Origin of the sequence: Tardiphaga sp. P9-11, assembly GCF_008329525.1 — a bacterium.
Classification (GTDB): Bacteria; Pseudomonadota; Alphaproteobacteria; order Rhizobiales; family Xanthobacteraceae; genus Tardiphaga.
Genome location: NZ_NPKQ01000001.1, coordinates 1,175,067 through 1,188,042, shown reverse-complemented (window position 1 = coordinate 1,188,042; position 12,976 = coordinate 1,175,067). Strand labels below are relative to the sequence as shown.

At 62.2% G+C, this 12,976-nt stretch carries 9 protein-coding genes; all 9 read right to left on the bottom strand.

Translation table 11 applies throughout. The features are described from left to right. Positions 1–3 precede the first annotated feature (3 nt). The 9 genes from CIW50_RS05445 to CIW50_RS05405 all read right to left on the bottom strand — a co-directional run bounded on the left by CIW50_RS05445 (position 4) and on the right by CIW50_RS05405 (position 12,864). The gene (locus CIW50_RS05445; protein WP_149530182.1) at positions 4–1,287 is read right to left on the bottom strand and encodes an acetyl-CoA C-acetyltransferase; all 1,284 of its coding nucleotides are present in this window, start codon (positions 1,285–1,287) and stop codon (positions 4–6) included. Between the two features lie 13 nt (positions 1,288–1,300). Then, positions 1,301–3,577, bottom strand: a complete 2,277-nt coding sequence (locus CIW50_RS05440) for an acyl-CoA dehydrogenase (RefSeq protein WP_149530181.1) — start codon at positions 3,575–3,577, stop codon at positions 1,301–1,303. Positions 3,578–3,813: 236 nt separating this feature from the next. Then, positions 3,814–4,437 carry a flavin reductase family protein gene (locus CIW50_RS05435; RefSeq protein WP_149530180.1) on the bottom strand — a complete coding sequence of 208 codons (624 nt, stop codon included), beginning with the start codon at positions 4,435–4,437 and terminating at the stop codon, positions 3,814–3,816. Positions 4,438–4,473: 36 nt separating this feature from the next. Beyond that, positions 4,474–5,073 (bottom strand): TetR/AcrR family transcriptional regulator, encoded by a 600-nt coding sequence (locus CIW50_RS05430; protein WP_149530179.1) that lies wholly within the window; start codon positions 5,071–5,073, stop codon positions 4,474–4,476. Between the two features lie 19 nt (positions 5,074–5,092). Then, complete coding sequence (locus CIW50_RS05425) at positions 5,093–8,233, bottom strand: efflux RND transporter permease subunit (protein ID WP_149530178.1); 3,141 nt, start codon at positions 8,231–8,233, stop codon at positions 5,093–5,095. Positions 8,234–8,260: 27 nt separating this feature from the next. Further along, positions 8,261–9,367, bottom strand: coding sequence for an efflux RND transporter periplasmic adaptor subunit (locus tag CIW50_RS05420; protein ID WP_149530436.1), 1,107 nt, complete (start codon positions 9,365–9,367; stop codon positions 8,261–8,263). 112 nt (positions 9,368–9,479) lie between these two features. Beyond that, positions 9,480–10,826: an MFS transporter gene (locus tag CIW50_RS05415; protein ID WP_149530177.1), complete on the bottom strand. Its 1,347-nt coding sequence runs from the start codon at positions 10,824–10,826 to the stop codon at positions 9,480–9,482. Positions 10,827–10,941: 115 nt separating this feature from the next. Further along, entirely contained in the window at positions 10,942–11,523 is a 582-nt protein-coding gene (locus CIW50_RS05410) for a TetR/AcrR family transcriptional regulator (protein WP_149530176.1), read from the bottom strand. An 87-nt stretch (positions 11,524–11,610) separates the two neighbouring features. Beyond that, positions 11,611–12,864, bottom strand: coding sequence for an Hsp70 family protein (locus CIW50_RS05405; RefSeq protein ID WP_149530175.1), 1,254 nt, complete (start codon positions 12,862–12,864; stop codon positions 11,611–11,613). Between the last annotated feature and the right edge of the window lie 112 nt (positions 12,865–12,976).

The window sequence follows — 12,976 nt, the reverse complement described above, 5'->3', positions numbered from 1 at the left end:
CCCTCACACCGTCTCGATCAACATCGCACCACCGAGGCCGCCACCGATACATTCGGTGGCGATGCCTCGTTTGGTGCCGAGCCGCTTCATCGCATTGACGAGATGCAGCACGATACGATTGCCGGACGTGCCGACCGGATGGCCGAGGCTGATGGCACCACCATCGACGTTCAGCTTCGCGCGATCGATCTCGCCAGCCGCACCATCGAGGCCGAGCACCTCGCGGCAGAATTTTTCATCATTCCACGCAGCGAGACAGCCGAGCACCTGCGTGGCGAAAGCTTCGTTCAACTCCCAGGTCTCAATGTCCTGGATCGTCATGTTGTTGCGCTTGAGGAGGTCGTTTGACGACAACACCGGACCGAGCCCCATGATCGATGGATCGAGCGCCGACCACTGGCTGTCGACGATCACAGCCTTCGGCGTGAGACCATGTTTCGCCACCGCGTCTTCGGACGCAAGGATCGTCCATGATGCGCCATCGGTGATCTGCGAGGAATTTCCGGCGGTGACCTGCCCCCACGGACGTTCGAATACCGGCTTCAGTGTCGCGAGCTTGTCGACCGACGAATCCGCGCGGACGCCGTCATCGTGGTCGTAGAAATTGCCCTTGCGATCGAAGGCGGTTTCGACCTCGCCTTTCAGCCAGCCCTGTTCCTGCGCACGCGCAAGGCGCTTGTGACTTTCGACGGCATAGGCATCGGCCTGCGCGCGCGTGATACCGAACAGATGCCCGACCTTTTCGGCAGTCTGGCCCATATTGAGGTCGGTGATCGGATCGGTGAGACCGCGTTCGAGGCCGATGATCGGCTTGAAATAAGCCGGCCGGGCTTTGGCGATCGCCGCCACCTTGCCGAGCACACCCTTGGCCATGGCAAGCCCGGCGAACCAGCGCACACCGTTCTGCGGCCACACCAGCGGCGCGTGGCTGAGCGCTTCGGCTCCGCCGGCCAGAATGAGATCCGCATTGCCTTCGCGGATATAGCGATAGCCGGTATCGATCGACTGCATGCCGGAACCGCAATTGATCTGCACCGTGAAGGCCACCATCGCCTCGCCCATGCCGAGGCGCAGCGCGGCCACGCGGGCCGGATTCATCTCGTCGGCGATGACATTGACGCAGCCGAGGATCACCTGATCGAACGCGTCAGGCGCGAACGGTTGCCTCGCCAAGAGAGGTCGGCCGCATTGCACGGCGAGATCGACCGGGGTGAACGGGCCGGGGCCGCTGCGCGCCTTCAGGAACGGCGTCCGGCTGCCGTCGACGATATAGACCGGCCTTGTCATGAGAGTCTTGCCATCAGCTTGCTGCCCGCTGCTCACCAAGTTCCTGGAAGAACTGGTGCACGTTATCGGACTTCTTGTAGCCCGGCGACAGCTCTTCCGGCGCGAAGTGATCGACCTCGATCACCAGCTTGACGGCTTCCTGCGCGGCGGCGAGCTTCTCGCCTTCCGCCTGGGTGATGACGCCCTGTGCCACTGCATCCTTCCAGTTCTTCAGCTTCGCCGTCCGGATGCGCTTGGCAATATCGTCACTCGATGTCACCAGTTTGAACGCCTTCTCCAGCCGCGCCAGCCCGCGATCGTCGTCAACATGCGAAAGGTCCGGCGTCAGGCGATCGCGTGTGGCCGATGGCTCCAGGATCATCTGGGCGCAGCGATGCACCACGCGATCCGAAGGCCCAAGTACCGAGGCGCCATAGGGCTGCACGATGAATTTGAGGATGCGGGCGACAAAGCGGTTCGGCAGGTTGGCCAGAATCTCCGCAAAGCGGTTCTCGATGGTCTTGAAGCCGGACGCCATACACCATTCAAGCGCCGGCAGGTCATCCTGCTGACGGCCTTCGTCCTCCCAGCGCTTCAGCGCAGCCGAGAGCAGATAGAGCTCGGAGAGAATATCGCCGAACCGCGCCGACAGCATTTCCTTGCGCTTCAATGCTCCGCCAAGCGTCAGCAACGCCATGTCGGCGCAGAGTGCGAATGCCGACGAATAGCGCGAGAGCTGGCGATAGAACTGCGTGGCATCGCCCGCATCCGGCGCCGGCGCGAACATCCCGCCAGTCCAGCTACGCGCCCAGGCGCGGAACAGCGTGATGACGCTGTGGCCGATATGTTTCCAGAACGCGGTGTCGAAGGCGTCGAGACCCTTCGCCTTGTCGGGATCGCCGAGCGCATTCATTTCCTGCAGCAGATAAGGATGCGCACGGATGGCGCCTTGTCCGAACACGATGAGATTGCGCGTCAGGATATTAGCGCCCTCAACCGTGATGCCCACCGGCACCGCGCGATAGAGATTGCCCATATAGTTCTGCGGCCCATCGATCACGGCCTTGCCACCATGGATGTCCATGGCATCGTCGATGGCGAGGCGCATGCGTTCGGTGGCATGCAGCTTCATGATGCCGGAGATGACCGCGGGATGATGGCCCAGATTGAGCGCTGCCGAGGTCAGGCGCCGCGCAGCGTCGAGCAGATAGGCCGTGCCGGCGATGCGGGCGAGCGGCTCCTCGATGCCCTCAAACTTGCTGATCGAAATGTTGAACTGTTCGCGGATGCGGGCATAGGCACCGGTGGTGCGCGCGGCATAGGCGGCACCGGCCGCGGACAGCGACGGCAATGAGATGCCACGACCGGCGGCGAGCGCCGACATCAGCATCTTCCAGCCCTGCCCCAGACGTTCCTGACCGCCGATGATGTAGTCGAGCGGGATGAAGACATCGCGGCCCCAGTTCGGACCGTTCTGGAACACCTGCATGGACGGCAGATGACGCTGACCGATCTCGACACCCGGCAGGTTGTGCGGGATCAGCGCGACGGTAATGCCAAGCTCGCCCTGATTGCCGACCAGATGATCGGGGTCATAGGCCTTGAAGGCCAGACCGATCAGCGTCGCGACCGGGCCGAGCGTGATATAGCGCTTGTGCCAGTTGAGGCGCAAACCCAGAACCTCCTGGCCTTCGAACGTGCCCTTGCAGATGATGCCGCTGTCGATCATCGACGCCGCGTCCGAGCCCGCTTCCGGGCTAGTGAGGCCAAAGCAGGGGATGTCGCGCCCATCGGCAAGGCGCGGCAGCCAGCGTCGGCGCTGTTCGTCGGTGCCGAATTTCATCAGCAGTTCGCCGGGGCCTAATGAGTTGGGCACCATCACAGTGACAGCGGCAACTACTGAGCGCGACGAGATTTTGCGTACCACTTCAGAATGGGCATAGGGCGAGAAGCCGAGGCCGCCAAATTCCTTCGGAATGATCATGCCGAAGAATTTTTCGCGCTTGATGAAGTCCCAGACCTCGGGCGGCAGGTCGCGCAATTCCCAATTGATCTTCCAGTCGTCGATCATCTCGCAGAGACGATCGACCGGCCCGGTCATGAAGGCCTGCTCTTCATCCGTGAGCTTCGCCGGCTTCACCGCGAGCAGCTTAGCCCAGTCCGGATTGCCGGTGAACAGATCCGCATCCCACCAGACGTCGCCGGCTTCCAGCGCCTCGCGCTCGGTGTCCGACATCTTCGGCAACGCGCTCTTGGCCCAACCGAAGATCGGCTTGGTGAGATAGTCGCGGCGCAAGCTGGATGAGCTCATGGAGGCTTCCTCTCGATCGAGGCGACCGGCAGTCCAGGCGGACCGCGGGCGCCAAAAGGCGGACGCTCTTAGCAGGACGGTATCCGTGTCACCTTAGCTTTCGCATTGATATTTAAGCGAAAACTGACAGCATCGAGCCATCATTAACGGCAGGATACCGCAACGGTTCCCGAAAGGCGATTTCTCACCGCGTGACCAGTGGTCGCGCGACCCAAACGCCGGAAGAATAGCCAGCCTCAGTCCGGGCGGGCCATCTCGAACATGGCATCCTGCTTGATGTGGAAGTAATCCCCGCGGCGACCGGCGCGCAGGATCGGGCCGGCGAGCGCGGTTTGGTACACGCCATCCACGATCAGGGTCTTGTCGATATGGACGGCAACCACCTCACCCATGGTGAGGAAGGCGTTGGCCGAAGCACCGTTGGCGCCCTTGAGCTCGATGATCTGGGTCACTTTGCATTCGAAGGCGACCCGGGCTTCGCCGACACGGGGCACGTTCACCAGCTTGCTCGGCACCGGCGTCAGGCCGGCGATCTCGAATTCATCCACTTCCGGGCCAACACTCGCGGCCGTCGCGTTCATCTGCTTCGCCAGATCCATGGTGGCCAGATTCCAGACGAATTCCTTCGTCGCCTGCATGTTGCGGGCGGAGTCCTTGATCCCGATGCTGGAGAAGCCGATCAGCGGCGGCGTGTAGTTGAAGGCGTTGAAGAAGCTGTACGGCGCCAGATTGACGTGTCCATTGGCATCCCGGGAGGAGACCCACCCGATCGGACGCGGACCGATAATGGCATTGAAGGGATCGTGCTTGAGGCCGTGGCCGTTGACGGGCTCGTAGGAATGCAGATCGAATGCGGTCACGCGGAAGATCCCCTGAATTAACGTCAGAGAGATCGTCTAGCCCCGCGGGGCCAACCCGGCAAGAACGAAGTCGATCATCTGGTCCAGGCTCGGCCCCGGCTTGGTAGCGCATTGGGCGATCATCTGCGGATGGAAGAACCGCATCATCGCGGTGAAGGCGCACATCGCCGCCAGCTCGACATCGGGGGCGTGGAATTCGCCTTTGGCTGCGCCCTGCGCGATCACGGCGCCGATGGTGCCTGTGATGCGCTCCATATGGGCGGTGCAGACGTCCCAGCTCTCTTCCATGGCGATGGCGACCATCTCATGCAGCTTGGCGTCGCCGACATAGCGTTCGGCATTCATTTGGTGGATCGAGGTCAGCAATTCGCGCAACTGCTCGGACGCCGGCTGCGGGTGGGCAATGATGACCTGCGCGGCCTCCTCGACCTCGCCCATCAGCCGCTGCGCTACCGCCGAAATAATCGACCTCTTCGAATCGAAGAAGCGATAGACATTGGCCGGCGACATCCGCAGCACCTTCGCGATATCCGCGACGGTGGTCTTTTGGTAGCCGAGCTCGCGAAACAGCTTTTCCGCGACCACAACGATGCGGCCCCGCATATCGGCTTCAACGTGATCAGAAATCAGAGTCATCTCGGAGTGCAATCTTCAGTTATTCGGCAGCAAGCGGAAAGGCCTGTTGCTTGTCATGATGTTGCGGTGCGTGATGATCGACATCCTCGCCCGATCCGCGTTCATCCAGACTCTTGCGAAACCATAGGGCATAGAGACCCGGGAGATACAACAACGTCAAGAACGTCGCCACAAACAATCCACCCATGATGGTGACCGCCATCGGGCCCCAGAAGGCCGAGCGCGACAGCGGGATCATCGCCAGAATGGCCGCCAGCGCTGTCAGGATGACCGGACGCGCACGGCGCACGGTCGCCTCGACGATGGCTTCACGGCGGGTCAGGCCGTGCCGCACATCGGTTTCGATCTGGTCCACCAAAATGACGGCGTTGCGCATGATCATACCCGCGAGTGCGATCAGGCCGAGCAGCGCCACGAAGCCGAACGGCTTGTTGGCAACGTTCAGCGCCAAAGAGGCACCGACGATGCCGAGCGGCGCCGTCAGGAACACCAGGATCAACCGCGAGAAGCTCTGCAACTGCACCATCAGCAGCGTCAGCATGATGATCATCATCAGCGGAAACAGCACGGCGATCGAGGCATTGCCCTTGCTGGATTCTTCCACCGCGCCGCCAATCTCAATGCGATAGGCCGGCTGCAGGCTGTCGCGGATCTGCTGCAACTGCGGCCAGATCTGGTTGGTGACATCCGGCGGCTGCACGCCATCGACGACGTCGCCGCGCACGGTGATCGCCATGTCGCGGTTACGGCGCCAGAGGATCGGCTCCTCATGGGCGTATTCGATCTTCGCCACCTGCGACAGCGGCACCGGGACGCCGTTGCGCGAGATGATGGTGAGATCGCCCACACGGCCGAGATCAAGGCGTTCCGACGGAACGGCACGGGCAACGACGCCAACCTTCTCGATGCCGTCACGCACGGTCGTGACCGACGCGCCGGAGATCAGCATCGCCAGGGATTGTGACAACTCCTGCGGCGTCAGGCCGAGCGCACGGGCGCGGTCCTGGTCGACCACCAGCCTGAGAGAAGGCGTTTGCTCGTTCCAGTCGAGCTGCGGATCGACCATATTCTTGTTGGCGCGCATTACTTCGCGCACCTTGTAAGCGATATCGCGCACGGTCGCGGTATCTGGCCCGATGACGCGGAACTGGACGGGGAAACCGACCGGCGGACCGAAATTGAAGCGATCGACGCGCACGCGTGCTTCCGACAGCTGGCCATCGGCGACGGCCTTCTCGATCTTGGACTTGATGCGCTCACGTGCCTCGACATCCTTGGACACGATCACGATCTCGGCGAAGGCCTCGTTCGGGAGCTGCGGATTGAGGCCGAGCCAAAAGCGCGGCGAGCCGCGGCCGACATAGGCCGTATAAGTGGCAATGTCCTTGTCGTCCTTGAGCAGCTTCTCGGCGTCCTTGACCGCCTTTTCGGTAACGCCAAAAGCCGTGCCTTCCGGCAGGCGCAGCTGCAGGAACAGTTCGGGGCGCTCAGACAGCGGGAAAAACTGCTGCTGGACATGGCCGAAACCGACAATGGCGGCGATGAAGATGCCGACCGTGGCAGCTACCACCTTGATGCGGTGCGTGACGCACCACTGCACGACGCTGCGCAGACCGCGATAGATGCGCGTCTCATAGACCGCATGCGGATCGTGATTGGCCTTGCCGTGAGCGGCGAAGTTCGGCAGCAGCTTGACGCCGATATAGGGCGTGAAGATCACCGCGACGAACCATGAGGCGATCAGCGCAATCGCGACCACCCAGAAGATGCCACCGGCATATTCGCCGACTGCGGAATTGGCAAAGCCGATCGGCAGGAAACCGACAGCCGTGATCAGCGTACCCGTGAGCATCGGAAACGCCGTCGACTCCCAGGCGAAGGACGCCGCGCGGACGCGGTCCCAGCCCTGCTCCATCTTCACCACCATCATCTCGACCGCAATAATCGCGTCGTCGACCAGAAGGCCGAGCGCGATGATCAACGCGCCGAGCGTGATGCGATGCAGGTCCATGCCCATCGCATTCATGACCATGAAGACAATACCGAGCACCAGTGGCACCGACAGTGCGACCACGATGCCGGTGCGCCAGCCGAGCGCAAGGAAGCTGACGAACAGCACAATCCCCAGGGCCTCGATGAACGAGTGCGTGAATTCGCCAACGGCATGTTCGACCACCAGCGGCTGATCGGCGATCTGTTCGACCTCGACGCCCTGTGGCACCGCCCCCATGAATTCGTTCTTGGCGTTCTCGACGTCCTTGCCGAGTTCGAGAATATTGGCGCCGTTGGCCGTCACCACGCCAACGCCAAGCGCATACTTGCCCTTCTGGCGAACCTTGAAATCCGGCGGGTCGACGAAGCCGTGGCTCACCGTCGCGATATCGCCGAGGCGGAACGTGCGTCCGTTGCTCTCCACCGGCGTCTCCGCCACCGTCTTCACGCCATCGAGCGCGCCGGTGACGCGCAGCGGTACGCGCTGCGACGAGGTTTCTACCGTGCCTGCCGGCTGGATCGCGTTCTGCTTGGCAAGCGAGTCGAACAGCGTCTGCGGCGTGATGCCGAGCGTTGCCAGCTTGGCATGGGAGAATTCGACGAAGATGCGTTCGTCCTGGGTGCCGTAGAGATTGACCTTGGTGACACCCTTCACCTTCAACAGACGCTGGCGCAGGCCTTCGGCAACCTTCTTCAACTGCGCGAAGTCGGCGCCATCGCCAGTCATCATGTAGAGAATGGAATCGACGTCGCTGAACTCGTCATTGACCGTTGGCCCGACCAGATTGGCCGGCAGGCTGCCCTGCACGTCGGCGAGCTTCTTGCGCAGCAGATAGAACAGGAACGGCACGTCCTTGGCCGGCGCGTTGTCCTTGAATGTAACCTGCAGCGCCGTGAAGTTCGGCTTGGAATAGGTCTGCACCTTGTCGAAGTAAGGCAGCTCCTGCATCTTTTTCTCGATGGGATCTGCAACCTGCTCCTGCATTTCCTTGGCGGTCGCGCCCGGCCAGATCGCCGTGACGTTGACCACCTTCACCGTGAAGGACGGGTCTTCGGCTCGGCCGAGCTTCTCGTAAGAGAAGAAGCCACCGACGCCGAGCGCGATGATCAGAAACAGGATCAGCGCGGGATGAGCGACGGCCCAGGCGGAGAGGTTGAAGCGATGCATCGGCTTCGTCCTTTGAATGCGAGCGTCTTAAAACGACAATGCGGAAACGACATGGACCTTCAACGCAGGGTCCAGTTTCTGCACCCCGAGCGTCACGATCTTGGCACCTTCATCGACGCCACCCGAGATGATGACGTCGTTGCTCTCATAGGACTTCACCTTGACCGGCTGCAGTGCGACATCGCCCGATGCGCTCACGACGTAGAGCGACGGGGTGTTGCCTTGGCTGAACAGTGCCGAGAGCGGCACGCGCGCAACGCGTTCGGTGGCGGGATCGGAGAGTGTCAGCGTCGCCGTCATACCGAGCGAGACCTTGTCGTCGGCCTCGGGCAGCGAGAACTTGGCGAGATAGGTACGGGTCGCGGTGTCGGCATTGGGCGCGAGTTCACGCAGCTTGGCGGCATATTGCTTGCCGGGCTCGGACCACAACGTGACGCTGGCCTTGCCTTCCTTGGCACGGCCAACCAGCGTTTCCGGAACGGAGACCACTGCCTCCTTCTCGCCGAAACGCGCGACACGGATGGCGGCCTGCCCCGCGGCAACGACCTGACCGGCATCGACCAGCGTCGCGGTGACAACACCGCGGGTGTCGGCGATCAACGTCGCATAAGAGAGGCTGTTCTTGGTGAGTTCGACCGAGCGCTCCGCACGGTTGAGGCGGGCACGAGCTTCGTCGCCCGTAGCTTTAGCCTGATCGAGCTGTGCCTGGGTGGACCAGCCCTTGGCGCGCAGCTCGGTTGCGCGGCCCTCGGCGGCACTGGCATTGGCCAGCACACCCGTCGATGCGTTGAGTTCGGCGACAGCCTGCTCGGCCTGCAGCTTTAGATCGACCTCATCGAGCGTGGCCAGCGGCTGGCCGATCTCGACGGTCTGACCGACCTCGACAAGACGCTTGGCGACCTTGCCGGTCACCCGAAAACCCATATCGGTCTCGATCCGCGGGCGAATGGTGCCGACGAAGCTGCGCTGCGGCGATTCCGGTTCGTAATGGACGGTCGCGACCAGAACGGGGCGCGTTGGCTTAGCTTCCGCCTCGGTTTTCTTGCCGCACCCAGCCAGAGCCAGAGCAGGGATCAACAGGAGCGCGGCGGCAAATGGCTTGCGGAAAGCGTTGACTTTGGTGTGGCCGAGCATCGCGAGGCGTCCTTCGAATGGCTGTTCGGAGGACACTTAGGCCTGACCAATGACGAATGTCAATAATCGTCAGTGGTCACAATCCCGTCAGATTGACGCACCGCAACATACCTCACTTCGCCTTGGCCGGCTTTCCTGCCGAGGTAAATTCGGTGGTGGTCCCGTGATTGCCGGCCAGCACAAGGATGCCGGCCACCAGCGGCATGGCCGCCAGCACCAGAAGCCCGGTCGAGGTGCTGCCCGTCAGTTCCTTGACCCAGCCAATCAGATAGGGACCGCCGAAACCGGCAAGATTGCCGATCGAGTTGATCAGTGCGATGGCGCCGGCCGCCGCCGTGCCGCTAAGCCACGCGGTCGGCAGCGTCCAGAACAATGCAAAAGTGCAGAACACACCGATCGCGGCGACCGTCAGCGCGACCATGGTCAGTGTCGGATTGGTGGAAATGCCGGACAGCGCGAGCGCCACGGCGGTCAGCAGCAGAGGCAGGCCGACATGCCAGACGCGTTCGCGGGTTTTGTCGGAATGCTGAGCCCACAGCACCATGGCAATGGAGCCGAACAGATAGGGGATCGCAGTCACGAAGCCGGTCTGCAGATTGGTGAAGCCGAACGCCTTCACGATCTGCGGCAGCCAGAACTGCATGCCATAGAGGGCGCCGACGAAACCGAAATAGATCACACTCAGCATCAGCACCTTCGGCGACGACAGCGCCTGCCTCAGTGTCATGCCATGGGCGCTCTCCTTGGCGAGACGCTCGCCTTCAAGCTTGTCGGAGAGCCACATCTTCTGGTCGGGCGTCAGCCATTCGGCCTTTTCAGGCTTGTCGGTCAGGTAGAACCAGGTGACCACGCCGAGAATGACCGACGGAATGCCCTCGATGATGAACAGCCATTGCCAGCCCTTCAGGCCCGTGACGCCGTCGAGCCCCAACAGCATCCCGGAGATCGGCGCGCCAATCACCGTGGATACAGGGACCGCAATGGCGAAGGCGGCGAGGAAACGCGCGCGATATTCGGCCGGAAACCAGTAGGTCAGATAGAGGATGATGCCCGGGAAGAAGCCGGCCTCGGCCACACCGAGCAGAAAGCGCAGCGTGTAGAAGCTCCACGGACCACTGACGATCGCCATCAGCGCGGAGATGATGCCCCAGCTCACCATGATGCGCGCGATCCAGCGGCTGGCGCCGAATTTCTCCAGCGCGATGTTGCTGGGAACTTCAAAGATGAAATAGCCGATGAAGAAGATGCCGGCGCCCCACGCAAAGACCGTCGGCGAGAAATTCAGCTCCGCATTCATGGTCAGCGCGGCGAAGCCTAGATTGACGCGGTCGAGATAGGCCAGGAAATAAGCCAGCACCAGAAACGGGATCAGCCGCCACGAAATGGCGCGGATGGTCGAGGTTTCGATGTCGGATTTTGCGCTGCGTGCGGCGCGTGCGCCGACGGCGGTCTGGCTCATGATTCACTCCCGGTCGTTTGTTGTCGGCAACGGCCTCTGCGGGCCGCGCTGTCATGTCGCACGGTTTAGCGAAACAGCCGGGGAGCGGCAATGTCTGTGCAGAGCAGCAATCAGCTCAGCGCAGCACCTGTGTGAACAGCACCTGCGCGAAGCGCTCGATCGGCGCCGGGCTGCGCTCGGCTTTCGACAGCAGGTTGGCGCCCTGCAGCGACGAGACGATGAAGCCCGCAACCTCCGCGCATTTGAAGTCGACCGGCAGCTCTCCGGCTTTCACCGCGGAGGTCAGGCATTCGGCGATACTCTCCTGAACATCGGCGAAGATCGTCAACAGCCGGTCGCGGATCAGGTCGCTATGGTCGCTGGCTTCCGCGGTGAAGTTGCCGAACAGGCAGCCATTGCACATCTGGTCTTCGGTCAGCCGGGCCACATTGGCATCGATATAGGCGCGCAGCCGTGCCAGGGGTGAAAGGGCCTCGTTGCGCAGCGTCTGCACCATCAGCTCACGGCCTTTGGCGAAATAGAGATCGATAATCTCGAGGCCGAATTCTTCCTTGGAGGTGAAGTGATTGGTGAAAGTGCCCTGCGGGACGCCGGCGGCATGCACAATGTCGCGAACGCTGGCCCCCGCATAGCCGCGCGCATGCACGACCGCGAGGCCTGCGGTGAGAATCCTGTCGCGATTCGAGAGCTTCGCCATGGGCCTAATATGGCTGCGCCCGGCGCCGGATCAAGCGACAGCAGCGCATAGCCACACGACGTTCGAGCCGTATTTCGGCTTTCGGACCTAGCCGGCCCCGTAGCGTCGGGCGGCCTCGACGGTCAGGCCCTTGCCGACCGCCCCGAACGTGTCGCCATCGATGGCGCGGGCGGCCGGCAGAGCCGCCGTGATGGCCTTGCGAACATGGGCGAGTTGCACCGACCCGCCGGTCAGGAACACCGCATCTATCGCTTCCGGCTTCAGCCCGGCCTGAGTCAGGCAGATCCTGATCCGGGCAGTGATGCGGTCGGCCAGCAATTGCGTATGGCTGACGAGTTCCTTGCGGGCAACGCCGGCAGCCAGACCCGGCTCGATCCAGTCCAGCGCGATGCTCGATTTCGGCTTGTCGGACAGGCCTATCTTGGCGCCCTCGACTTCCATCGCCAGCGTATGGCCGCGCTGCTCGTCCAGCACGCGCACCAGGCGATCCAGCAACTCCGGCTGCTGCGCCTCAAAGCGCACCTGCTTGACCTCGTTCATGACCTTGGAATCGTACATCCGGTTGATGCTCGACCAGGTCGCCAGATCATGGAAATAACCCGACGGCACATCGAGCCCGGCGCGCTTCATCGCCGAGCGATAGCCGAGCAGCGGCATGATCACACCAAGGCTGAGATGCCTGTCGAAATCTGTGCCGCCGATACGCACGCCGTCATTGGCAAGAATGTCGTCCTTGCGGTCGGCATGACGATGTCGCTCCGGCGAGAGCCGAACGATGGAAAAATCCGACGTGCCGCCACCGATATCGGCGATCAGCGCGATCTCTTCCGAATTGATCTGCCGCTCGTAATCCAGCGCCGCGGCGATCGGCTCGAACTGGAACGTGACGTCCTCGAAGCCGACGTCTTTGGCGATGGCACGGAGCGTATCTTCGGCCTTGGCATCGCCCGCCGGATTGTCATCGACGAAATGCACGGGCCGGCCGTGCACAACCTTGCGAAGTTCAAGCCCCGTGGCCTGCTCCGCACGACGTTTCACCGTACCGAGATAATAGGCGATGACATTGCGGAAGCTGACGCGCTCGCGACCGACGCGCGTCGTCTCGTCGATCAGCGACGTACCGAGCACGGATTTGAGGCTGCGCATCAGGCGCCCCGGTGCGCCCTCCACATAGGCCTCAATGGCCTTGCGGCCGATGAAGGCGCCGGTATCGGCCTTGTAGAAGATAGCGCTCGGAATTGTGACATGATGGTCTTCGAGCGCCGCCAGTACCGGAACATCATTGATGACGGTACCGAGCGTCGTGTTCGACGTTCCAAAATCCAGACCACAAACCGACATTGCCGCTCCCGAAAGGAACGTCCGTCTACACAGTTCGCAGGCTCCGATCTAGCATTATATTTTTGCACAGCCGCACTGTCCGGAAGCGCTCCAATCACTGGAATTTTCGAAG